The sequence below is a fragment of the Ensifer adhaerens genome (genome assembly GCF_013283195.1).
GTDB classification, from domain to species: Bacteria; Pseudomonadota; Alphaproteobacteria; order Rhizobiales; family Rhizobiaceae; genus Ensifer; species Ensifer adhaerens_G.
Map to the genome: position 1 here is coordinate 664,916 of NZ_JABEKT010000003.1, position 24,312 is coordinate 689,227.

The following is a 24,312-nucleotide window of genomic DNA, read 5'->3' on the forward strand; positions in this document are numbered from 1 at the left end:
AATGAAATCGGAATGACTGGCCGGCTTCAAATCGGAATCGATGGCCGGCTTCATCGGAATACGCAGCGCTGGCCACGATCGCGTTTCAGCTCACCGATCCACTCTATCAAGAGGGCATCATCGGCGTGGCGATCTGGTATGCACTGGCCATCGTCTACTTCGCCGCCCATGGACGGAAGACACTCGTTTTTTCTCCGGAGGAAGAATACATCACACCCGGCAATCCGGCCGGTGCGCGTGCTACGGTGGTGACTGGTCTTTCGCTCCCTGCAGCGGCGCGCACCGCTGAAGTGCAGATCGACCCCGACGCATATTTGATGAGCGATGAGGCGACAGCGTTCATGGCCCTTGGCGAGAACTATGCCAGGCATGACACCGTGAAGCATTCCAGCCGCGAACACGTTCGCGACGCCGTTCATGTCAATTCGGTCGAAGGTTTCAATGCCCGCGTCCGCCGCACAATTGCCGGCGTCTTTCATCACATCAGCCCGCAGCATGTATTCCACGAGATCGGTTTCCGCTGGTCGCAGCGCATTGTGACGGGCCAGGCTGTGCGAAAAAGCCGAAATGGCAAGGAGCCCAAGAAAACCATGTGGTCACGCGCGCCACCGGCGCTGCAATTGCTGCAGTCTTTCGCGCCGCGACCGGCCGTCAGCTGCGCAGAAGTCAGGATGCTGGCATCATCGTCAAATCAGCAGTCGCTGCCTTTGGTTGATATGGCCCCGATTATGCAACTATTTTGGCCCATAAAGAGAACAACCTAGGAACACGATTGGCACGAGAGCTACATGGGATCAAGACCTTCGACCATTATAGCGATCTCAGATAATGTCGACGAGGCTCACGCGAAGGTCGTCAATGACGGTGGCAAGGCCTGGCGCTCCAATCAATGGCACGACGCGTACCGCGGACAATTTTGGGATGGCGCGGTCAAAGATCGCGAGATTGGTATGTCCATTCAGGCGGGAAGGATAAATTATGCCGTCCGGCACGGATTGGTGCTCATGGAAGGCAAGCGACCACGCCCGCGCAAGGCTTTGGCGGGAAGATTTCGCGACATCCGTCGGCACTCCCATTCTGATCGCGTGGTCGTCGCGGAGATCAACAACGCTGAGATCCGCGATTGTCTCGATCTCTGCATAGCGCCGCGCGTGGATCTCCTTCTCCTCAATCGGGAGATCGCCCACCAGACCATCGCGCCTGTCACGCAGGACCGCTTCCAGGAAGCAGACCTTGAGTGTATCGCCCAGATAGATGACGCCAAACCGCCTTGCCGCGTCACGCCGGCGGGGATCACTGAACCGGCTCGGCGTCTTTCCATATCCTAACGGGTCGGGAAAGGCACTCGCATAGATCCGTCCAAATCGACGACCGGCAGGAATGGTCTCGATGTCGAGCACGGAATTTTCGAACCCCGCGGGCGGCTTGATTCCGGTCATTCAGCGAAAATCACCGCGGGCGACACTCTCGGCCGCCGCAACCACTTCACCGTCCTGACCACGTTTCAGCGCGTCCAGGGCCTTCCGGCCGCCCAGAGCACCATGCGGCGTGACAAGGAAGCGGTAAACCGCCCATGCACCACCGAGGAGCTCGTGCAGTTTCGGAAGGACGGCATAGGGCCGACCGTCCCGATCGAGCTGCCATGACGGAAAACGGAAACCCCGCTTGGCTCCGTCGAGACCAAGAACCTGCCCGTTCTGCCGTTTTGTGTTGACCGTGACACGCGAAACGCCGAGCAGTTCCGCGAACGTTTCCGCGCTCACCATAACATCCTCGGCGAGAATCTCCGCCACCCGACGCCGGCCGCGCTCCCTTGCTGCAGTCAACGCAGCCTGGAGCTCGGCATCCGGTTCTGGCGCCTCTTCAACCGGAAACGGATGAGACTGCGGTTCTTCTTCAACGACTGAAATCGTCTGCGCTCCGGCCAGCGGATCCACGACAACGCGGAAACTGACCTGATGGCCGGCCTTTCGGCTCAGCTTAATCGCCTTAGCGTATTGCCTGATCAACGCCTTCTCAAAATCTGCCTTCCGAGGAAGCTTCATCGAGAGCGCAATCTCGGAAGAAGCGTTTAGGGGCTGGTTAGCAACAGTTTTCGTAGTGGGCATGGTCTTCAGTCTCCTGCGCTACAATTTAGGCAAGATGTAGAAGCTCGTCAAGTTTGTTAAGTTCGTAAACATACGGCGGCTTTCGGGCAACGCAGGTTCGAGTCCTGCCGGGCCCACCATACTGTTCAACAACCCATCGATCACTCTAGGCACGCGATCGCCGGTCGGGGGCTGCGCTACTGCGGAGAAGCCGCTCGCCGGCGTTCGTGGGCTACCGAAAGAAAAGATCCCAGGTCCGAAACGGCGAAGGACCAAGGGCCTTTTTCTGAGCGTTCGACTTCACAGGCAGGATTATCTACGGCCGGGACGAGCCGGTCTCATTCCCTCGCGGGCGAGAGGTGCGTATTTTCGAGCCGCAACGTTAGTGTAGTCCAGACCCTACTCCGCCGGGACATCGAGGCGGCCGAGCTGGCTCTTTTGCAGCCTTATCCGCGCCGTTAAACCGGAAGGCTTGAAGTCAAATTCCACAGAGCCCGTTTCCCGGGACCGAGAACTCTTGAGGAGACTGCGGCTGCGGGTCGACCGGAGGTCCCCTCTCGCTCCAATCGATCACCAACTACTCTCCCCTTCCATTGCACCCACCAGCTTGACACTGCCGGCCACTGCGCCGAGCGCGCAATATTGCCACAGCATCCGCGGTGACCCCAACGGGGGGTCCAGTTATGTCATTGCGATCTCCGAACGGAAGCAGAACCGTATGAACCATCGCCAATACGTTGGTAGCGACGCGATACTAGGCGCTCCACCGAGAATTAGCTATGATTAATATATTCGTTCCTGCGCCCGCTCTGCGCATGGAAAGCAAACACGCTACGTTGGGCCGGGAGGGACACATGAGCGTGAACTGGATGCACCGTATTGTTTGCTTTGCACTTCTTTTGCTGCCCTTGGAAGCTTCAGCATCCGTCCGTCATGCACTCTTGATCGGCAACAGCCGCTACGAGGTAGCCACGCCGCTACGCAATCCCGAAAACGATATCGAGATCGTCGGCACAGCGCTCGAGAAAAGCGGTTTTGCCGTCACCAAGGTCGCCAACGCCAGGGCTTCCGATACGCTCTCTGCAATCGAGGCGTTCGTTAAGCGGCTTGCAGTTGCGGAGAACCCGGTAGTCATGGTCTATTTCGCCGGCCACGGTGTCCAGCTTGCCGGTGAGAACTACCTGCTTCCCGTCGACGCCAAGCTCGGATCGGAAGAGGAGTTGCGCTCCGTCGCGCTCTCGCTCGGGGAGCTCACCCGCCGTCTTGATGCGGTCAAGAGCAGCCTGCAGATCGTCGTGCTCGATTCTTGCCGCAACAACCCGTTTGAGCAGACACGAGGTCTGCGGCGCGGCCTGGCAACGGCGCCGGAACGCCTCGGTCGGATCGTTGCCTATTCGACGTCGCCGGGCAATGTCGCAACGGACGGCGACACCGGCGCCAGCCCCTATGCGACGGCGCTCGCCGAATCGGTGAGGATCCCGGGCCTTTCGATAGAAGGGGTGTTCAAGCGTGTGCGCGCAACGGTGCAGGAGCGCACCGGTGGCAAGCAGGAGCCTTGGGAAAACAGCGCGGTCTATGGCGACTTCCAGTTCGTCGAGGGAAAATCAGCTGAGGCCGGCGGCGACGAAGTCGCCTTCTTCGAGTTCGCAGCCCTTGCCGACAGCCAGGAGGCCTACCAGAAATATCTGTCCCGGTATCCCGACGGCATGTTCGCCAGCCTCGCGCGGCAGAAGATCACTTTCATGGACAAGGACTTCAGCTTCCGTCGCCAGAACGAGACATTTCGCCATTTCACGTTCACAACCGCAGGGGACAATCCCTGCGGCAGGGGAAGCTTCAACGCCGGGCAAAAGACAGGAGACGACATCGCAGATGGAGAGATCATCCTGCTCGACCTATTCTTTCTCTATCCCGATGCGCCGTGCAAGAACACGGTATTCTTTGATTCGTTGGTCAATGTAGACGGAGGCGGGTTTAGCAAAAACAGGATCCATTTCGACTATTTTGACAGCAAGTTCTACCGAACCGCTGCAAACATACCTTTCGATCCTGCGCCGTACGCCCATTTCATGGAACGCTTTGACGAACTCATATTCGCTTATCGCCACATGGACAAGGATGGCGAGATTTTACTCGAGCTTGTTGAGCCACAAAAGCCGGCGGCGGAGTACATCTCAATCGATTCCTGCGAAGGAACGTGCTTTGGCCTCCAGGCCCTCGCAAAGGCGCGCGTCACCATTGCAGAAGAGACCCGCACCTATGCATTCGAGGTGGTAAGTGCAGCGGAGCTCGGCTTGACCTGGAAGTACCAAAACACCGTTAGTAAACTTCTCGAAGCCACGGCCACCCTCCCTGATGGGGCTTCTGCGCATCCCGCGTCCCTCGCCTTTCTCGAAACAAGAACAATCGCCGGCTGGCAAGTCGTGGCAGTCGTTGGTCCCAATCGCAACCTGGAAAACTGCGAGGCGAGCCGCATCCAAGAAGGAGGGAGGCGCAGTGTGTTCCGTCTCTATCCCTACGATCTGCTCACAATTGGCTTTACGGACCCGAAACGGAACTTCGAGGAAATAAGCGCGCGGCCATTCACATACCGCGTTGATCAAAGCGAAATGCCCTTTATTACCCGTACCCAGTCTGGTGACGAAATTGCTTACCAGATCGAACCAACGACGAAGGTCATTGAAGCTCTGAAGGCCGGCGCCGAAATAAATCTGCACGACGGCATGCTCAGCCTGACCGGATCAAGGGCAATGCTATCAGAGCTGCAAAGGTGCATTACGGCTTTCGGCGGTTAAGTAGAATCGGCCGGGCTGCGACGCGTTTCGCTTTGACCAGCCTTCTCGGCGAACGACCAACTGACGACGCTCGGCGTATGGTGGGTTTCAAGCCCCACGCTATGCCGGGCGACCCTTCCTGTCGATACATTATGCGATCTTCGTGGTCCAAAGAGTGAACATCACAGCAACACGCAGTGCAACGCTCGTGGGAGCACGAATTTGCCCGCCCCTAAGGCGACGTCCACGCTTAGGTCTGTGGACGGCAGCACTGCGCCCCCATGTCAAACAGCTGTCGTTCGTCTGAACTGCCATTCATCCAACGGTGATTAGAACCTCGATGGTTCTGAGGCTGTGCGAAATTTATAAACACACTTGTCTTAATCGTGCCCTCAATTCAACTATAGATGGCGGCAATTGGCCGCTCGACAGTCGGGTGGAAATGATGCGAGTAGCTCGAATTGTGATTCAGAATTTTCGTACGTTCGCGTCACTCGACGTGAATGTCGCGGATGATCTGTGCTGCATCATCGGAGAGAACAATACTGGCAAGACCGCGGTCCTTCGCGCAATCCAGATTTGTCTAGACAATATGCTGCCATCGAGTTTTCGGTCGCTACAGCGCGAGGACATCCACTCGGCGATCGATATCGCCGAGCCAAACCAGGTTCTGATCGGAATTGAGCTGACTGGGTTCGAGGGGCGGGTGAACGAAGAGGCGCTGGTCAGTACCTGGAAGACGGCTCCGGACCGCGCGCGTATCTTCTACCGCTTCCGCCCGCGCCCAATTGTCCGAGAGCAGCTTGCAAATGGCGGCATTGTACCCGGGGCGCTGACCCTTGAGGACTATCAGTGGGAAATCCGCGGCGGCGGTGATCCTGCGATCGACCTCACGGACATTGCCTGGAATGACGAGGGGATCGGCGAGTCCGTGCGCTTCGCCGATTTGCAGTCTTACCTCCTCGTTCATCTGCCCGCGCTCCGCGATGTTGAGAACGACCTGCGCAATCCCCGCCAGTCACCGCTCATCCGCCTGATCGAGGCGTTCGAGATCGATGCGGCCGAGCAGGATGCCCTGATTGCCATCCTCGACCAGGCCAATCAGGCAATCGCAAACTCGGCGACTATCGCCGAGATAGCAGGGGCAATCGACGCACGGTTCAAGGATGTCTCTGGCCCCGCGTTTGAGATGGACGCCGCGCTCGGCCTGTCCGCCGCGACCTTCCGCGCGATCATCCGCAACCTGAAAATCATTCTGTCGGACCTTTCACTTACCTCGTTCGAACCTGGCCGCAACGGTCTTGGGATGAACAACATCCTCTACATCGCGATCCTGATGGAATACCTGCAGCGGCGGATCGCGCTCAACCGCTCGGCCGGCCAATTGATACTGATCGAGGAGCCAGAAGCGCATCTTCATCCTCAATTGCAGTTCTCCTTGATCGCGGCACTGCGGGCGATCAACGTGCAGACCATCCTGACCAGTCACAGCACCCAGGTGACCTCTCAGGTTCCACTGAGCAGCATTGTATCTCTCACCAAGCGCGAGGACGCGACTATCGCTGCCGGCAATCTCGCGCTCAATGCCGCGCTGACCGCGCCAGAAATTGCCGATCTCGAACGCTACCTCGACGCAACCAAGAGCGCCTTGCTCTACGCGCGCAAGGTCATGCTGGTCGAAGGTCCAGCCGAGATGTTCCTGATCCCGGCACTGATCGAGCAAGTGTACGGCGTGAAGCTCGAGCGGCTCGGGATCTCCGTTATTGCGATTCATGGCGTCCATTTTGACGTTTATGCCAAGCTGTTCCGCGCCGGATCGCTCGAGAAAAAATGCGCCATCGTGGCCGATGCTGACATGACGCCATCCGACGCCGAGGACTTCGATCCGGAAACAGGCACCCCCGATCTGGTGGCACTGGAAAACGACTTTGTGTCCACATTTGAGGGGGCCACCACTTTCGAACGCGAGCTGGTATCGGTCGGGCGCCTGCCGATGCTGATCGAGACCGTCCGAGCCCTCGGCGCGCCGCAGATCCTTGCACAGATGGAGGATGGGCTTGCGACGCTTGCGCTCGGGGGACTGAGCTCCGCCGACGAGACAGCACTACGCATCGAGCTTGGCCGTATCACGCTCAATACCGCCAAGCGCTTTGGCAAGGCTCGCTTCGCGCAGATAGCTGCGCGCTACGCCCACCTCGCGACCGATCTGCCGACCTATATCGAGGAGGCGTATGAGTGGCTCACCGAATGATCCGGCTGACACCGGAACAGCGCGAGGCGGTTGAACATGACGGCAATCTGCTTCTGACTGCGTGCCCAGGAAGCGGCAAGACGCGGGTCATTCTCGCAAAGTTGCTGACGCTGGCCGATCAGGTTATCGGCACGCCGCAGTTCATCGGCTGCATTACCTACACCAATGCTGCGGTTGACGAGATCGAGACCAGATTGCGCACCTACGGCAATAATGCGATCGCGGACCGCTGTGAAATCTCAACGATCCACGCTTTCTGCCTGCAATTCATTCTGCGTCCCTATAGCTGGCTGATTCCCGAGGTGCCGGCGTCGTTTCAGGTGCTCTCCCGCGAGAACAGCCTGTTCGAGCAGATCGTGACGGCGGTCGAGGACGCCTTCTGTCGCATGCCCGCCGGGCAGGTGTTCGAGGACTATGAATCGCTTCGCATCGACGTGAACGGCGAACCCTGCGGCCAGGGTATCGAGACCGGCATCGTCACCGATGAATCCGCCGCGCTCTATTGGGAGCGGGTCCGCGCCCACGGATACCTCGATTTCGCGATGATCCTCTATTATTCATGGAAGATTGTCGAACAGCACCCGTTCGTCGGACGCGGCATCGCAAGCCGCTTTGCCTGGCTGCTGATCGACGAATTCCAGGACACCACAGACATCCAGATCGCCATCTTCGGCGCACTCCAGCATTTCCTCCACACCCGCTTCTTTCTCGTCGGTGACCAGAATCAGTCGATCATGCGCTTCGCCGGCGCTCGCCCCGAACTCGCCGAGCAGTTCGGCAATCAGATCGGCGCGCACCGCGACACGGCCTTGACTGGCAACTTCCGATGCGGGCCGGCGATAGTTAGCACTGCATCAACACTGATCCCGACCGTGCCGGCGATGCAGTCGGCGGGCGATGCAGCCCAGCTCGCGGCGCAAGTGAACTACGTCCATGTCGGCCGGCCGATCGACGCCATCACCGACCATTTCCTGCCCGCCCTGCAGGATGCCGGCATCCCGCTCGGCAAGGCCGCAATCCTTGCGCCATGGTGGACGCATCTCATCCCCGTTGCCCGCGCCCTTCGTGAATTGGACGTGCCAATCTTCGGTCCGGGTGCCCGCCCGTATAGACGTCGGCGTCTGCTTGCCGGACTTGCCGAGCAACTCGGAGCCTGCGCCGAGGCCGGCAATTACCTCGGAATCCCGGGTGTCGAACGGGCACTGTTTCGGCTCATCGGCGATCTCACCGGGAACTCGCGCTACGACATGTTCAGCTATCAGGGGCGTCGCGTGGCGCTCGGCCTTATCTATCTCGCTCGCGAACTTGCCGACCAGCATCCCGGCGGCGTCGCTTGGCTGCGCGCCATCGCCCGCGAAGCTGGTGACTATCTCGATTGCGAGGAATGGTTGCCGGGCGGCGCCAGACAGCCGCTGATCGATTCCGCCGAGGAAATGTTGTCCGACATGCAGGCCAGCAAGGTCGATCTCGCGAATCTACTGATCTCGGATATGGGCCTGTTCGCCAATCCCGAGCAGGCGCTCAAGCTGATCACGCTACACAATTCCAAGGGCCGCGAATTCGATGGCGTCGCCCTGATCTGCATGAACAATGGCAGTATCCCGCATTTCTCGACATCGACGCAGGAGGCATATGACGAGTCTCGGCGGCTATTCTACGTCGGCCTAACCCGCGCCAGGCGCGTCCTCGTTGTGGCGTCCGATCAATCTCACTGGAAGAACACTCCGACCCCCTTCATTGCGGAGGCTGGCCTTGAATGAGACCATGCTTGTTGCGCATCGTCCGACGGCCGGTTGGGTTCAGTCGCTGAACGGCCGCGTCCTAGAAAGAGGCAACCAAAGCCGACTATCCGCGACCGGCCCCAATTGAGACGCTCGGAGATCATACTGGCCAGTATCCTCTCCTACAGCGGAAGCCGGCAACATGCCGCCCGGTCCGGATGTTTCTATCCTACACCTTGAAGGGATTGGAACCGTGGGCCACACAATCGAACAAGCGCTCAACGGGCGCACTGACACACCGCACCTGGCTGTGGCCACCCAACTCTCACCACTACTCTCGGGCGCCCTCGTTAACGTTGTATGTTGTAACGTTCTAATTGCTGCCCTCTCAGGTCTAGCTGTAGCGTGCGATCTAGACCAGGCGGCAGTACGACGCTGGGTTCGGGAACTCCATCTCTGTCAAGAAATTGATATGGTTTTGGCTTCTCTAGGAGTTTGAGGTCGAGCCGCTCATCGGGCCAAATCTGCAGCTCAATTTCCGGTGCATTGATCGACGTATGCGCATTCGTGAATTGTTCTTTTAGTCGGGACGCAGTCGCCGGTGATATTGCTCCAGTCGTGTCAAACGCTTCAGCTGCTCTGACTATCTTAGCTAAGCTGTCAAATTTCGGGGTGACCTGGCGTCCATCCGACGATTTGTACCCAACCAAAAGCGTTGTCGCTAAATCGGTCGTGAACGCTCGTACTTCAGGCGACAGTTCCGACGTCAGTGAAGCGTCCGACAGAATTTCAGCCAATTCAGCTCCAACAAGGACACCATTTTCGTTAGAAACAGGGGCCTGGCCTAGTCCAAGGACATTCAACGGCCGCTGTTCTGTTGCACTCCAGTTCTTGTTCTGCTCGAGGAACTTAGGAAGAAACGCGCCTGCACCGTTAATTTGCTCGGCCGGCCTACTTGCTACCCAATTTGAGATCGACCGCAATTCGGTCGCCTCCGCCGAAGACGCGCTCTTTCTCAAGACGAACGCGGTTTGGATCCCCTCAACGCGCGCTTGGATTGATGCTTGAAGTAAAGAGGCAGTTATCTGTAGCGCGTCGGCGGAAGCAGTAAAATCGAACCCATTAAATTCATCGAAATACGCGTCGTACAGGCTAATTAGTTCTAACCAATTAAAAGAACGGCTATTTAATGCTTCAATGAAATCATACGTACGTCGAACAATTTGCCGCCTAGCTGCCAAATCCATTCCGGGTTCGTCACGAATTTTCCTCAGATGCTTACGAAAGCGCTGAGCGAAATCTTTTGCCTTCCCGTCGGGCAAAAGTGACTCCTGATACTGTGCTACTATCGCGTCCAAGACACATTTTGTTGGAACCACTTTTACTAGAATGTGATCTTTGATTAGTGTCCGCAGCGTCTCAGCGTCGAGCGGCTGTTGCGTTGACGGATCCTCGTTCTCACGGTTAAGCTCGTAAAAAAGCTCCACCATGCGTCGATCTCTATCGCTCAATTGATCAATTGTGGACTGAAAGCGGCTCGTAAGAGCGGCAACGCCGGAGTTGTCGCCGGTGATAAATACGGGCGATCCGCTGTCGCCGTGATCGTACTGGCTCGCCTCGATCAGTATTACCGATCTCTCATTGCAAGCCTCGCTATCACTTTGGCCTTCCCATACAGAGGCAGAGGGAAATGTTGCCTTCGTAGGCCCCTTAAAGAGAACTGCTTGGCTCAGCGATGTCGCATTTGGAAATCCATACAGTACCGGCAAGTCGGGAAGTGGTTGCGCATCTTCCCACTCGTCGCCTCGAACACGCAAAATTGCCCAATCATCAGCAGCAAATCCAATATTGTTGCCCTGCATGACTGGTTCAAAGGAAAAGAGCTGATCGCCCCGGCGCAGTCTCATGTCATTTGCCGTTGTTAGGTGACCTGCGGTGAGAAACACTCCTTGCTCGGCGTTTAACAATACCGCAATACCGTGGATGGTCTCGGGATCGCCCGCTCGCACCATTTGATAAACGGCTTCTTCAGGACGTTCTGCTGCATCGAGACTAGTGGGCGCTGACACGAGGAAGGCAGCAAGAGTCAAGCCAATCTGGCGCAAGCTGGGCATCAACCAAGAACCTCGTGCCGTCTGAATGAATGAAACCTTAGAGACCCTCCGACCGAGCGACTGTAGCGCGCGATGTTAACCTCGCCGCCATTATACTCGTTCTGTGCTCCCTGGTTTCCGCCTAACAACCAGATATGATCGGCGGATACTCTCTCAACAAATCCCACGTGCCCCTGATCAGGCTTAGCCGTGTTCTGGAAAACCGCAACATCGCCACGACGCGGTGAATCGTTGAGATCAGCGATAACGTCCTGCCCCCAGGCGCGGTAGGATCTCGAGGCGGCCCCCTTCTCATAGGGCCAAGGATTATTGACTGATGTAGGGCCACCGACAGACCGCGCAATACACCAGCTAACGAACGCAGCACACCAGAACGTTGTGTCGCCCGCCGGGTGGCGGTAACCTGTCGCGTCGAAGAACTGCATGATGACAGGGTTTCCGCGCCGCGGCCATTCCCTCGAATAGTATTTCCTACGAGTTCGCTCCACTTCAGAAGTCCCGACCTCGCCCCTTCGCCATTCAAGGAATCGATAAGCAATATCGAATGGACGCCCCTCCGTCGGAATATCAAATAGTAGTTCAATCGCCAAGTCGACTTCTAACGCCAAGGGTGCACCAGGGCCAGTGTGGGCTAAGGCATCTGCTCTAATCTCGGAAAGAGTTGGAATTCTCGCCTCCGGAGGAAAATATACCGGCCGTTGCTGCCAGTTTGGTTCAGTCAATTGCGAGTACGGATCGTCCCGCGAGAAACTGACGCCAGAAGTACTTAATGCGGCCCCGATTCCAAGACCTATGCCCCCGATAAAACTGCGCCTTTTCATAACCCCTCCCACAACACACTGCGAACAATATTACAACTCTAAATAAGAGCAAGATCATAAGCTGGGCGAAGAGTTCGAATTTATGAGTGCTCAAACGAAGCGGCGAGACATCAGCGCGCGCGCAACGCGGCCGTCTTCTGTTCGGTCAAGTCCCCTATGAGCGTTGCCGAATGGACTAGAATGGGACGGGCCAGGCCGGTCGCGCCGTCGTTACTGTCAATCGGCGCGGAATGTTGACCCCTTATCGGCGTCCAATCTTCACCCCCCTGTAGACGATCAGCGCTTGGCCTGCCCGGCGCTGGCCGGGGTTGCAGAGGGTAGGCCAAGTGCGGGTGATGGGTATCTTCGGCTTTAGCTTTGAGAGCGGTTTTTGAAGCGCCAGGACTCGTTGCCTGTTTCCACGATCTCGCAATGGTGTGTCAGTCGGTCGAGGAGAGCCGTTGTCATCTTCGCATCGCCGAACACCGACGGCCATTCGCCGAAAGCGAGGTTCGTGGTGACGATGATCGAAGTGCGCTCGTAGAGCCTGCTGATCAGGTGGAACAGGAGCTGACCACCGGCCTGCGCGAACGGTAGGTAGCCGAGTTCATCGAGGATGATGAAGTCGAGGCGTGTAAGGTAATCCGCCGTCCGGCCCTGCTTGCCGTTGCGCGTTTCCGTTTCCAACCGATTGACCAGATCGACGACGTTAAAGAAGCGGCCGCGTGTGCTGTTGCGGATGAGAGCACGGGCAATCGCGATGGCCAGGTGGCTCTTGCCGGTTCCCGTGCCACCGACGAGAACGACGTTGCGCTGGTCGGCGACGAAGGTGCCGGTGGCCAGTTCCCGCACCAGGGATTCATTGACGGGCGTGTCGGCGAAGTCGAAGTCGTCGATATCCTTTGCCAACGGCAGCTTGGCGATGCTGAGCTGATAGCGAATGGATCGGGCCTGCTTCTCGGCGATCTCCGACTGCAAGAGATCACCGACGATGCGCGGCGGTTCGTGCTGCCGTTTGATGCCGTTTCCCATGACCTCGTCATAAGCGCTACGCATCCCGTAGAGCTTCAGCGTGCCCATCAGTTCGAGAACCTGTGTGCGTTCCATCAACTTGCCCTCCTGAGCCTGTCGTAACGGGCGCAGTCGGCGACCGGCTCATGGGTAAGCCGAAGCGCATCCGGGATTTGCAGAGTTGCAGCAGGAGCCGGATCGCGGCTTCGCGCCAGAATGTTGATGATCACCGAGGCCGAGCATACGCCGTGATCGAGCGCTTCCTGGCAGGCAGCCTCAACGGCGGCGAGGCCATCGGCGGGAACGCATCCGAGTATGGTGACCATCTGTCGATCACCGTCATCGACGCTCTTCAGTCGCTTGCGAACCTTCTCCATCGCGGCTGGCAAAACCCATTCCCGGAAGGGAGCGCCGTTACGCAAGGCACCAGGTTTGCGAGCGAGAACAGGCACATAGTGCCAGGGATCGTAGACCGTGTCGCCACGGCTGAAGCTGCGCTGGTGTTCAGCGACCGTCACTCCGTCCTGCTTGATGATGATCCGGTCAGCATAGGCATGAACCTCTACAGGGCGGCCGACGGCAGTCGACAGGACCGAGTATTTGTTGTTGTCGAAGCGGACAGTGCAGGTCTTCGACACCGAGGCCGGAACGCTGTGGAACCCATCGAATGGGCCGACGTAACGCACAAGGCACCCACGTTCAGCCTCAAACATCTGCCAGATCGTCTGCGCCGTCTGTTCGGGATGGCTATGGGCCTTGGCATAGGCAACGCATTTGTCGAGCAGCCAGACATTCAGTTCCTCCAGGGTTTTGACTCTGAGACGCGGCGTGAAGAACCGCTCGCGCACAAGGCCGACCTGGTTCTCGACTTGTCCCTTCTCCCAGCCGGATGCTGGTGTGCAGGCTACGGGATGAACAAGATAATGGCTGCACATCTGCAGGAAGCGGCGATTGTAGACCCGTTCCTTGCCGATGAAGACGGCCTCCACCGCCGTCTTCATGTTGTCGTAGTTTTGTGTCCCGAACGGTTATGTGGCCCGCAGCCTGTTGATCCAACCGTTGTCGTTGACGGCGGGCACATAACAATCAGAGGCCAGCGAGCCATTCGAGAAGTTTTGGTTCGCTCTGCCAGACTGGTCTTCGGGGCGGTCCCACCGAAGAAGTCGAAGGCACCTGGCAGGCCTCAAGCGCCTCCTGCTTCATCCTGATGTTGATCTCGGCATATCGGTTGGTTGTATCCAAGCTGACGTGGCCAAGCCAACCTCTTATGACGTTCACGTCGACGCCGGATTCGAGTAGATGCACGGCCGTCGTGTGTCTCCAAACATGCGGAGAAATGGGCCTGTGTCCGTTGCCGATGCGAAGGTCCAAACCATGACGCCGGACGAGCTTGTACAGGCCGAATCGCGTCAGCGGCTTGCCGACGTTGCTGAGGAATACCGGAGTTGCTGGCGCGGCCGGCTGGCGTCGGTCACGCAGCATCTCGCCAAGTAGGCGGGCGGTCTCGGGCCATAGTGGGCAGGTCCGCCACTTATCGCCCTTGCCGTGCAGGTTCACCCGCGGCGAGGAGATCAAAACCAGCTGATCGATGGTCAGTCCGACGACTTCCGATGCGCGGGCCCCAGTATTGTACAGGAACATGAGCAGCGCCTTGTCGCGGGTGGCCAGCCTCCCGTCGCGCGGCAGGCCGTCGAAGAGCCGTTCGACCTCGTCGCGTTCGAGATAATAGGTGGCCGCCGGCTGCGTACGCTTCCTCGGGATGGCGGCGACGCGCTCGGCCTCCGGCAGTACCATCGGCTCCTGGCCACCGGCATAGGCGAAGAAACCGTGCAACATTGCGAGCCGGTGGTTCCGTGATCGGATGCTGTTGCCGCGCTCGGCTTCAAGATGGGCGAGAAAGGCCCGCACATTGTCGGCGCTGAGATCGGTCAGCCCGAGCTTGCTGACAGGGCGCCGGTTCTTCCTGGCCAGAAAGAGAAGGAACAACCGGATCCCGTCACGGTAGCTCCGGATCGAGGTCGGGGCCAGACCCTTCTCGGCTTTGAGATGGTGCTCGAAGAACTGATAGACGAGACTGCCGACGGTCGTCATGGCCGGCCTCCACTTGATATTGGCAAGGCGAAGCGTTCGAAGCGCTGACCGGCGGCCTCCATCAGATCGGTGGTGATCGTCAGATAAACGGCTGTGGAAGCGGGATCCACGTGCCCCATGAAGGTCGACAGCTTGACCAGCTTGTCGGTGGGATTGCTTCCGTCGCGATACCATCGCAGAAGTCGCCCGACCGCAAAGCTGTGCCGTAGATCATGCACGTGAGCCGGCGTTCCTCCTGGCGGGATCGCGATGTTCAGCTCCGCCGCGAGCGAATGAAAAATGATGCTGATTGTGCCCGGGTTCACGGGCCGGCCTTTCGTGAAAGAAAACAGCGGTGTGTCGGCCGCAACCGAAGCCAGGTGCTGCGATCGCAACGCCATGAACGCATAGAGTCGCTGTGCCAGTTGCGGCCCCATGGGAATGAGCCTCGACTTGGAAAACTTCGTCCCGCGGATGGTGAGGACATCACGATTGCGATCGACATCCCGCCAGCGCAGGCGCGCAACCTCGCCGACGCGCAGACCAAGCCCGAACAGCAGGCTGAATATGGTGGCATAGGCGGGACCGCGAAGCAGAGCGTTGTTCCGATCCGCGAGTTCGGCGGCGCGATCGATGAGTTGTTGGGCAGTCCGCAGATCCAGGATGCAGGGCGGTCTTGGATTACCTCGGCGGCGCGGCTTCATCGTGACGGGAGAGCGATCGATAACGTCGTGTTCGACCATCCACTCGAACAGCCGGCCGACGACACCGATAAGATGGTTGAAGCTTCGCGGCCGAGAGCGCGGACGGCTCAGGAAGAAAGCATCGAGGAGCGCCGGGGTGATCTCCGCGAGGGTCTTGATCTCCTGCGCGCTCAGATAGCCGTCGAGCATCCGCAGCACCTTGTCTTCGACGTCGTAGCGCCGGTTGAGCGCGCGCTTGTGACGAACGAAAGCGACGATGTGGGGCGCGATCGGGCTCGAAGGCTCGGGAAGACGGGGGCTCATTGCAGATCCTCCCCATCACCCAGAGCCACTTCACGCAAGCCATCGACCTGGACCTTGGCGTAGATCATCGTGGAAGAGGCCGAGCGATGCCCGACATAATCGCCGATGGTCTTGAGCGGAAAGCCGTTGTCCACCAGCCTCTGGACGCAAGCATGTCGCAACGTATGGGAACCGGGCCGGGCCACGGGAATGCCCGCCCTATGCAGATACTTGCTGGTCATGGCCGACACCGCGGCCTGCGTCAGTGGCGATCGCGGCGCTAGGTATCGCCAGAAGATCTGTCGGCCCTGCACATCAGGCCGCCCATTCTTCAGATAGTCGATGATCGCCTCGCCGATGACGGGGGCCAGCGGATAAGCAGTGCTATGATCGGCCTTGCGCTCCCGCACGTGTAATCGATCACGCTTCCAATCGAGGTCGTCGAGCGTCAACATCGCGACCTCGCGGGCGCGTAGGCCATATGTGATCATCAGCAACAGCATGGCGTAATCGCGCCGGCCAACGACGGTGCGGCGATCGACCTGATCGAGCATCTTCTGGACGGAATCCCAACTGATCGATCGGGGTATGTCGGCCAGCCGATAATGCTGGGGCACCTCGACCTGCTTGCTGATGTCGCGTTGCAGGAGGCCTTCTCTGTTCGCATATCGAAGGAAAACGCGCAGCGTGCTCGCAATGCTCACCATCGCCCTGGGACCGAAATCCTGGGCCATCGTCGTGATGTATCCCGTGACCACGGGCAATGACAGCGCCGCGAGCTCGCATCCAACGTCCTGGAGATATCGTTCGAACCGGCGCAGATAGTGCCTATAGTGGGAAATCGAACTCGGACGCAGGCCGCGTTCTTCACGAAGATGGTCGAAGAATCCTGGCGCCTGGGTAGCGAAAGGGATCGGCCAAGCTGTTCTACGGCTGGTGGTATCCGACTTTGAGACGACCTGGCTGAAGAAATGCCGGACAATGCCCCCGACGAAGTTGCGTTCGCGTCGACACGCATCAGCGGATCGATCGGCGCGACGAGCAGATAGCCAGTCGACAGAGAATGCTTCAACGAGTGCTTCCGCCTGGTCGGTCTGGGCGACGTTGCGTGCTGCAGTGAAATCCGCGAACGCAGTCAAGATCGGGACGCGCCGATAGATGCTGCGAACCGCGTAACCCTGCTCACAAAGCGCCGTCACATATTGGTCAATCTGCGGCCCAAGCCAGCAACCCATGATCCGGTCGACGGTCTGCGGCTTGACGAAAAAGCGGTCCAACATGGCAACCTCCATTCCAAAGTAGGGAACCGGAGGATGCGCTTCTGTTGCTGCCGCAAAGAGATGTGCCGTCTTTAGCCCACAGGAATCTCTAACGTCAGTACCTTACCGACGGTAAGCCACATAACCGTTCGGGACACAAAATCCCGATTACGTGCCCGGGCACGTAATCGGGCATGCCGCGCGTGCAGGTGCCACGGAAGAAGCCGAAGGCCTTGTCGTGCGCGTCGAAGACCATCTCCTGGCTCTCACGCATATAGGCCCGCGCGAACATCATCCGGCTGTTGCAGAGCCGGACATGGGCGACCTTCACCGTCGTCGTTACCCCCTGGATCAGGACGATCTCATGGCTCCAGTCGAACTGATAGGCTTCACCAGGTGCATAATAGAGCGGCACGTAGGCTTCCGCCGTCACGGCACCTCGATCCTTCGACCATCCCTTCGCATAGCGCCGGATCGCATCGTAGCTGCCGTCGTAACCCAGTGCCCGAAGCTCTTCGTAAATTCGGATCAGCGTCAGCCGTTCACGAGAGGGTTTGCCTTCGTTCGCGGCCAGGAAGCGCTCGATCTCAGCCTTCCATGCCCCGGTCTTCGGCAGTGGCTGCCGTTCGCGCTCATAGGAAAAGTCCGTCTCATCAGACCGCAGTATCTTGCGGACCGTGTTGCGCGAGACGTGTAGCTCCCGGACGATCCTCTTCACCGACCAGCCCTGCACATGGAAGGCTCGACGAACACGCGCAATCGTATCCACTCGCTTCAACTCCCCCTCCATCCGCCAGCAAAAGACGGATGGTCAGACGAAACAGGTGGGGGGTCAAAATTGGACGCCGGTCACCCCGCCAGAGGGGTCAATATTCCACGCCGAAACACAAACCGCGCACCGAGATCGACGAAGAAGAGAATGACAGCGACAACAGCTATGACAATGCGCCGGAAATCGTAAGCAACCTCGTCGCCTGTTGGCCAAACCGTGCAAAGGAGATCGCCCAGTCGATCGGCACGACGCTGAAAGCACTGCAATGGTTTCTCGGCGAGAAATCGAGCCTCGACCGATCAAAGCGTTATAGCCTTCTCGACATGCTTGGCGTCGAGTTTGATGAGTATTTCGGCTGTTATGCCGCCAGAGGCCCTTGCGTTCTTGTGGCCAACAAGGCCAGCGCCCTTGAGGATATCTATACAAACATGACCGGGGGCGGCGATGCCTGGCCGTGCGAACTCGTCCCGTCAAAGGGACAGACCGACCCGAGCTGGCGATATGTACTGATCAATCCCCATAGCCGGCCGCCGTCCATCCTTATGATCGCGCGTGGGGACCAGATTGCCGACCGGATGGACGATCTGTTGTTAAATTTCGACGGCATCCGGCGTGTCGATCCGACGCTTTATCGCGACGTCGTCTCCACCTGCGCCAGGGCCTGCCAGTCGCCCCGCGCAAACGACCCGCGATGAGGGATTTTTCCGCTCGGCACGAAGACCAATGGGCCGACTGCATGTGGCTGCCGGGTGAAAACTAGCGATGGTTTTCTGTGAATTTTGATCGATACGGCACCTATCGGCCGGGCCTTCTTGCCGGATTGCTCGAAAAGTCCGAACGAGGAAGAGAGCATGGCATCCGAGACTATCTCTGTTACCGTCCCTAACATCGACACCATGTCTGATGATGAGGTCGAAAATTTTCTTCGAATGCGCGACGGTAAGTGGAGTCAGCAAACGAAGAGCCTACTCGCCCGATTTGGCACGAAGCTCAATCTCAACCGCGGTTGGGCAGGGCTCTGGCAGGGCTGGAGTTGCCCCTGTTGCGGAAGGAGCAAACCTCAGATTGTTCGTCTGAATTCGTCTGGTGTGCTGTTATGCCAAGTGGAGATTCATCACGATCATCTCGGCGATTGGGCGGAGCGAGAGTTCACAGGGCGTAACCCGCGGACGGACGATGGTCAAACGAACATGCAGATCGACTGGTTTAAGGACTCCATGCTCCAGTTGGTCGCTCGATTTGGAAGGACCCCGGTATGCCTCGACTGTAATCTGGTTGAAGGCAAGGCAAAAACGAGTCTCGGTCCCGAGGCGTTTCGCGACTTTTCTTTCTCTCCCGCGGAGATCGCACAGTTCATCTCCGTTCGAGAGAACAAAGTGCATGAATTCGATCCGGGCAAAGCCAAGCAAATTTGGGAAGACGTTAGGGCTGACGTTGAGGATCGCATAGATTTTGCGCGACGCATGAGCAACAGGTTCGCGAACGGAAAGAACCGTCGGCAGCATAGCGGGCAGCCAGCACCTGAATTTTGGATGGATAGCAGCGCTATTCTTTGGCGGGTGCTCGGTGAGAATTCTTCCCTAGTGCAACTCAGCGGGGTTGCCCAGAAGGCAGTTGCCCGATCGACAGCCAGAGACGCTGTAGGGCGATCGGCAAGCCCGAGGCCTCGCGCGCCGGGAAGGCCCCCAAAAGATGAGGAATACGCCACTCTCGATCTCCAGAATGCAGATCAAAAGTAAGCGCGATTTTCCATGCGCATTGACGGCTTGCTTCACGGCTAAATCGCCCCCTGGCCGGCATGAAGGACAGTAAGGTCATCGTCGCCATCAACAAGGACGAGGAGGCGCCGATCTTCCAGGTCGCCGACTACGGCCTCGTCGCAGACCTGTTCGAAGCTCTTCCGGAGCTGGAGCGGGTTTCCTGATCAGACGTCGATAGCGACGGCTGGACGATGACGCTCAGCCGTCGATCCTGATCGTCCGTGCGCCGACATGCAGGGCACGGCCCGCTGATGGCCGAATTCCTCATGACATCACCTCTGCACTCTCTCACTGACAGTCGGATGATGCGACAACATCCGACGGGACTCTTTAGCCTCGAGATCTTTCCGCCTTGGTTGACTAGGCCCGCGTGGAAGATCATCCTTATTCAACCTGACTGCAGTCCCTTGGGCTGGTCCGATGCGCTGACAGCGACCATCGGAGGTGTGCCTGTCAAACGTCGATTTCGACACGGGAGCATGGTCGGTGGGGCTGGCTCCTATGTATTACCTTCGTGTGGCCATTGCGCTCTCCTTTTTCCTTCTAAGCTCGTATGCTTGGGCCGAAAGGCGCATCGCGCTGGTCATCGGAAACTCGGCTTACCAGCACGCGCCACAGCTTGCGAACCCTCAGAATGACGCCGGTGACATGGCATCCAAACTGACAGGGCTGGGGTTCGTGGTTGTGACGGGGCGTGACCTCGATCTGGCGGGAATGCGGCGGTCGATCAGAGAGTTTGTACGCAAACTCGAAGGCGCTGACGTCGCACTCTTTTTCTATGCCGGACACGGCCTGCAGGTAAACGGGGACAACTATATGATCCCGGTCGACGCCCAGCTTCAATCAAACAACGATTTGGATTTCGAGGCGTTGCCGATCGAGCTCGTCCTCTCCGCAATGGAGCGCAACGCCAAGGTCAATGTGGTGTTCCTCGACGCGTGCCGCGACAATCCGCTCGCCATGACATTGGCTCGCTCCCTGGGAACTCGATCCGTGGCAGTGGGGCGAGGGTTGGCGAAACTCGATACCGGCGTCGGCTCGTTGATTGCGTTCGCAACTCAGCCGGGAAATGTTTCCCTTGACGGGTCTGGAAGGAACTCCCCGTTCACGACCGCCTTGCTGAAACACCTCGGCACCCCCGGGCAGAGCATAACGGATGACATGATTGCCGTGCGTCGAGCGGTGTTGCAGGTGACGGATGGCAAGCAGATCCCCTGGGACAGCTCATCGCTGACGGGCTCCGTTGTTCTAAATCCCTTGGCAGTCCCGGACACGGCAACCGGCCCGGCGGCGCCAGCAGATACCGACAGAACCGTAGAACTTGCCTACTGGAATTCCATCAAGGATGCGACCGAAAGCAATTTCTTCGAAGCATACCTCCAGCAATACCCCAACGGCGCGTTCGCAACGCTGGCGAAGTTGAAGATCGCGGCAATCGGGCGCGAGAAGGAAAGGCAGATGACGGAGCAGGAAAAGGCAGTTTCCGAGCGTGCCGCGAAGCCTGCAGACGACGCGCGGAAAACTGAAGTCGCTGCGCTTGACCAGGCCAACTCAGGGACACAATCCTCCGGTTCGCCCGCCGACAACATGGCTCCCGGCGACCTCGCGTTCGCCACGCAAAGGGAACTGGCGCGCCTCGGATGCCTCAGCCAAGTCGACGGAAAATGGGGTGACAGCAGTCAGAAGGCCCTTCGGGCATATGCCGCGCGCAAGGGACTGAGGCTTGCATCACTCGCACCGACCGAGGCGCTTTTGAATGGGCTGAAAGCGATTGGCAACCGTGTCTGCCCGCTGGCCTGCGCCAACGGAATGGAGGTACAGGACAACCGCTGTGTCGCGCCCGGCTTGAGCGTCTTCGACGGCACATGGAAGATTGTAAGGCACGCAAAGACGGACTGCGGCGACTGGCGCGAACTCTCGACAACCGTTTCCGTAAGTCACGGCGCGGTGTCGTCTGGATCTGGATTTTCGGGGAAAATCTCCAGCAACGGAACCGTCAACATCACCCACACATTTGTCCATAAGGGAAGGAAAGGCGGCAACATCCTGACGGGAAGGATAAATGGAGCGACCGGGACCGGCAGGTTCAAGGGGACCGGGGCAGGTAGCGGCTGTTCGGGCACGATTACTTTGAGCAAGATGTAGAATGAAAGTTCGTGGCTGAACATGAGCCCCGTGTGGCGACAGTGTCAGTTCTCTCGCCTCCCACCTGAAGGTGAGAATGCGCTCGATTGCATTGCTGCCTCGCGGAAGGGACCCGAGCCATGGCCGCAATCCCATCCTTTGCCACTCAACTCCTCATGCGCCCGCCCATAGGCCACGGAAATGGCGCGGAACTTGATCGCTTGCCACAGGATATAGTCCCGGAGCAGGGTTTGACAGACGAATAAGTCGCCGCGATTACCGGGAAGGCTCCAGACGAGAAGCCCTTCCGATTTTGCCCGGGAAAATACCCTCTGCACATGGCTCCGCGATAGGGTGTGTCGGGTCGAGACGTCACTTGCAGGAAGCGCTCCGAGGCAGACTGGCCGATCAATTTCCTGAAGGCCGGCCGGCACACGGCAGATAAGTTCATGCAGGATATTGCGCTGATCGGCCCGTCGTTCCACTTCGACCGCATGACCGATCCTACCGACGCCGACGCCGAACTGACCGGTAACGGCTGGCTGGCCGGCCCTTATGCTTCGTTCGAGCTTGGCTCCGGCGTGTTCCACGACACCAGCCTGCTCTACGGCGGTTCCTGGAACGACGTCGACACGGAGCATTTCGGCGACTCGTTCGATACGCGCCGGGTGATGTGGGACTCGAAGCTGCAGGGGCAGTGGCAACTCGGTGACGCAACCGTCCTCACACCCGTGCTACGTGCCGTCCTCCTCAGCGAGACCGTCGACGACTACAGCGTCTCGAACGGCGACGGTACCCAAGTCGATCTCAAAGGGTTCGCACAGGAGCAACTGCGCTTCAGCGTCGGCGCGGAACTGGAGCGTGCTTGCCTGCTCGAAAGCGGCCTGCTGCTGACGCCCGGCTTAGGCGGCACTGCGGGATTTGCCGCGTCGGACAATATCGGCGCTTTCGGCACAGTCAGCGCCGGGTTGAACATCTCCAACGACCTCAACTGGGATTTCGACTTCTCGCTGCTCTACGGCATCGAAAGTGAAGGCGAGCAGACGGTTGGTGCGAAGGAAGGTGCTCATGTGCGTTTCTGATCGAGTGCATGCCATTTGACTGGACTGGCGAGGCGGCACATCTGACGGCAGACGCGAAACGACGCCGCTCCTGCACATGCCCCCTCCGCCTGTGTTGCCCGGGTCTTGATCCTAGGCTTGCCGCAGCTGCGTCGTCGGACAAGGGACAGCCCCGGCGGCTGCCCGATGGTTTCGATGACAATGAAAACGATTGGCGATGCAGCGATGGCTGAACGGAGCACCGGCATCGTCGTGCCGATTTCAGCCACATCATTCGTCGCGCTCGTTGTCGAGCATAGACATGCGTCGGCGGCGATGTCGCCGCCGACGCATATTCGCATGTTTAGAAGTTTCTCTGGAAACGCACGACGCCGCCGAAGGCGTCTTCGTGTCCGCGGAAGCCACGGAAGGCGGTGTAGTCAAGTTCCGGCGTGATCCTGAAGCCCGGTACGACTTCGTAGGCGACGTTAAGCGCCGCGTTCCACGTGCCGTCCTCCTCGAAGGAGATCTGGCTGTTGATGGTGGCCTTCTCGCTGACCTCTGCGGAAAATCCGCCCCACATCGCCCAATCGCCATACCAGCTGCCATAATAGTTGGGCTGGCTTGGGTCGGATTGGTAGGCGCCCATGACGAACAAGGAGAGCGCGTCGCTGACCTCGAGATTGACGCGTGCCTTGAGGGCCCAGGCGTCATAGCGGGTGTCATAGGCAGCCATGCCGAAGAGCGTGAACCGGTCCTGCTCGTACTTGACGCCACCGAGGAGGTGCGGAATCCTGTCGGCCCGCAGGTCAAACCACTCGCGACTTGCCACGCCCGACGCATCGACCGTCTCGAGTTCCCAGGAGCCGTTGCCTTCCTCGGCGCCGACCATAGCGGAGAATCCGCCTCCGAAGTCGTGGGTGTAGCTCGCCTGCATCGTGCGGTCACCGGAATAGTAGATGACGTCGTCGTAGATGACGTTGCCGGCACCCCAGGTCCAGTTCGCGAAAAGGGAATCGGCAATCCCGACAGAGAAGCCGGCAAGCTCGATGACACCTTCCGAAATATAGATACGCTCTCCCGATGCCTTGTGCTCGAAACGGGTCTCCAGATAGGAACGTAGCGTTCCGAACTCGGTTTCGTTGCGGGCGTCGAAGCGCAGCGTGGCCCGTGCCTTGCCCGGCAAGCCATCGAGCGAGCCGCCCCAATAGACATCGTCGCCGGCAGCAACCTCGTGGCGCAGGTAACCGCTGATCTTCAGGCAGGTTTCGGTGCCCGGTACATAGAAGAAGCCGTTGCCATAGGCATCACAGACGCGAACATATTCGACGGGTTCCGCGTCCGAGGCCATTGCCGGTTGCATGCCGGCCATCACACAGAGCGCTGCTGCGGCACCTTTCAGGAGGAAAGGCGACGTCGCACTGGATTGCTTGTTCATCTTGAGTTGGTTCTCTCATTGGTTTCAGAAAATCGGGAAAGCTTCGCCGGCTCCGTCCACGGCGCGCCGGACAAGCAGATCCTGATTGGGGTCGGATGGAATGGC

The 24,312-nt window shown here is 58.7% G+C and carries 16 protein-coding genes, 1 tRNA gene and 4 pseudogenes; 10 read left to right on the forward strand and 11 right to left on the reverse strand.

Annotated elements, in window-relative coordinates; genetic code table 11:
• Window positions 1-209 precede the first annotated feature (209 nt).
• Window positions 210-715, forward strand: a pseudogene (locus LPJGGPFB_RS26210) (transposase); the annotation flags it as partial.
• A 106-nt stretch (window positions 716-821) separates the two neighbouring features.
• On the opposite strand, the gene LPJGGPFB_RS26215 reads toward LPJGGPFB_RS26210, so the two are convergent.
• Window positions 822-1,439, reverse strand: coding sequence for an RES family NAD+ phosphorylase (locus tag LPJGGPFB_RS26215; protein WP_173422823.1), 618 nt, complete (start codon window positions 1,437-1,439; stop codon window positions 822-824).
• Window positions 1,440-2,108: an XRE family transcriptional regulator gene (locus LPJGGPFB_RS26220; RefSeq protein WP_173422824.1), complete on the reverse strand. Its 669-nt coding sequence runs from the start codon at window positions 2,106-2,108 to the stop codon at window positions 1,440-1,442.
• Here LPJGGPFB_RS26220 and LPJGGPFB_RS26225 point away from each other — a divergent pair.
• The 4 genes from LPJGGPFB_RS26225 to LPJGGPFB_RS26240 all read left to right on the forward strand — a co-directional run bounded on the left by LPJGGPFB_RS26225 (window position 2,103) and on the right by LPJGGPFB_RS26240 (window position 8,872).
• Window positions 2,103-2,227 (forward strand) — tRNA-OTHER (locus LPJGGPFB_RS26225). The genes LPJGGPFB_RS26220 and LPJGGPFB_RS26225 overlap by 6 nt on opposite strands.
• Before the next feature lie 714 nt (window positions 2,228-2,941).
• Window positions 2,942-4,882, forward strand: a complete 1,941-nt coding sequence (locus LPJGGPFB_RS26230) for a caspase family protein (protein ID WP_173422825.1) — start codon at window positions 2,942-2,944, stop codon at window positions 4,880-4,882.
• Between the two features lie 421 nt (window positions 4,883-5,303).
• Window positions 5,304-7,112 carry an ATP-dependent nuclease gene (locus LPJGGPFB_RS26235; protein WP_234903094.1) on the forward strand — a complete coding sequence of 603 codons (1,809 nt, stop codon included), beginning with the start codon at window positions 5,304-5,306 and terminating at the stop codon, window positions 7,110-7,112.
• Window positions 7,097-8,872 (forward strand): UvrD-helicase domain-containing protein, encoded by a 1,776-nt coding sequence (locus LPJGGPFB_RS26240; protein ID WP_345791079.1) that lies wholly within the window; start codon window positions 7,097-7,099, stop codon window positions 8,870-8,872. The genes LPJGGPFB_RS26235 and LPJGGPFB_RS26240 overlap by 16 nt, the downstream gene beginning before the upstream one ends.
• A gap of 311 nt (window positions 8,873-9,183) precedes the next feature.
• On the opposite strand, the gene LPJGGPFB_RS26245 is transcribed toward LPJGGPFB_RS26240, so the two are convergent.
• The 8 genes and pseudogenes from LPJGGPFB_RS26245 to istA all read right to left on the reverse strand — a co-directional run.
• Window positions 9,184-10,947: a hypothetical protein gene (locus LPJGGPFB_RS26245; protein WP_173422826.1), complete on the reverse strand. Its 1,764-nt coding sequence runs from the start codon at window positions 10,945-10,947 to the stop codon at window positions 9,184-9,186.
• Window positions 10,947-11,768, reverse strand: coding sequence for a CHAP domain-containing protein (locus tag LPJGGPFB_RS33805; RefSeq protein ID WP_427858462.1), 822 nt, complete (start codon window positions 11,766-11,768; stop codon window positions 10,947-10,949). The genes LPJGGPFB_RS26245 and LPJGGPFB_RS33805 overlap by 1 nt, the downstream gene beginning before the upstream one ends.
• Window positions 11,769-12,119: 351 nt before the next feature.
• Window positions 12,120-12,854, reverse strand: a complete 735-nt coding sequence (istB, locus tag LPJGGPFB_RS26255; RefSeq protein ID WP_173422828.1) for an IS21-like element helper ATPase IstB — start codon at window positions 12,852-12,854, stop codon at window positions 12,120-12,122.
• Window positions 12,796-13,768 (reverse strand): annotated as a pseudogene (locus LPJGGPFB_RS26260) (Mu transposase domain-containing protein); the annotation flags it as partial. The gene istB and the pseudogene LPJGGPFB_RS26260, both read right to left, overlap by 59 nt.
• Before the next feature lie 76 nt (window positions 13,769-13,844).
• Window positions 13,845-14,849 (reverse strand): tyrosine-type recombinase/integrase, encoded by a 1,005-nt coding sequence (locus LPJGGPFB_RS26265; RefSeq protein WP_234903056.1) that lies wholly within the window; start codon window positions 14,847-14,849, stop codon window positions 13,845-13,847.
• Window positions 14,846-15,721, reverse strand: coding sequence for a tyrosine-type recombinase/integrase (locus tag LPJGGPFB_RS26270; protein WP_234903057.1), 876 nt, complete (start codon window positions 15,719-15,721; stop codon window positions 14,846-14,848). Before LPJGGPFB_RS26270 ends, LPJGGPFB_RS26265 begins: the two co-directional genes overlap by 4 nt.
• A gap of 110 nt (window positions 15,722-15,831) precedes the next feature.
• A complete protein-coding gene (locus LPJGGPFB_RS26275; RefSeq protein ID WP_173422821.1) occupies window positions 15,832-17,094 on the reverse strand; it encodes a tyrosine-type recombinase/integrase in 1,263 nt (420 codons plus the stop codon).
• Between the two features lie 166 nt (window positions 17,095-17,260).
• Window positions 17,261-17,851: pseudogene (gene istA / locus LPJGGPFB_RS26280) on the reverse strand (IS21 family transposase); the annotation flags it as partial.
• Window positions 17,852-17,880: 29 nt separating this feature from the next.
• Between istA and LPJGGPFB_RS26285 the strand changes: the two are divergent.
• From LPJGGPFB_RS26285 to LPJGGPFB_RS26305, 5 genes and pseudogenes are all read left to right on the forward strand, one after another.
• On the forward strand, window positions 17,881-18,540 hold the full coding sequence (locus LPJGGPFB_RS26285) for a hypothetical protein (RefSeq protein ID WP_173422829.1): 660 nt from the start codon (window positions 17,881-17,883) through the stop codon (window positions 18,538-18,540).
• A 156-nt stretch (window positions 18,541-18,696) separates the two neighbouring features.
• Complete coding sequence (locus LPJGGPFB_RS26290) at window positions 18,697-19,584, forward strand: hypothetical protein (protein ID WP_173422830.1); 888 nt, start codon at window positions 18,697-18,699, stop codon at window positions 19,582-19,584.
• Window positions 19,585-19,634: 50 nt separating this feature from the next.
• Window positions 19,635-19,769, forward strand: a pseudogene (locus LPJGGPFB_RS26295) (electron transfer flavoprotein subunit alpha/FixB family protein); the annotation flags it as partial.
• A gap of 337 nt (window positions 19,770-20,106) precedes the next feature.
• On the forward strand, window positions 20,107-21,750 hold the full coding sequence (locus LPJGGPFB_RS26300) for a caspase family protein (protein WP_173422831.1): 1,644 nt from the start codon (window positions 20,107-20,109) through the stop codon (window positions 21,748-21,750).
• Between the two features lie 428 nt (window positions 21,751-22,178).
• Window positions 22,179-22,811 carry an autotransporter outer membrane beta-barrel domain-containing protein gene (locus tag LPJGGPFB_RS26305; RefSeq protein ID WP_173422832.1) on the forward strand — a complete coding sequence of 211 codons (633 nt, stop codon included), beginning with the start codon at window positions 22,179-22,181 and terminating at the stop codon, window positions 22,809-22,811.
• 322 nt (window positions 22,812-23,133) lie between these two features.
• Here the strand turns inward: LPJGGPFB_RS26305 and LPJGGPFB_RS26310 are convergent, their stop codons facing one another.
• Window positions 23,134-24,207 (reverse strand): porin, encoded by a 1,074-nt coding sequence (locus LPJGGPFB_RS26310; RefSeq protein WP_173422833.1) that lies wholly within the window; start codon window positions 24,205-24,207, stop codon window positions 23,134-23,136.
• Between the last annotated feature and the right edge of the window lie 105 nt (window positions 24,208-24,312).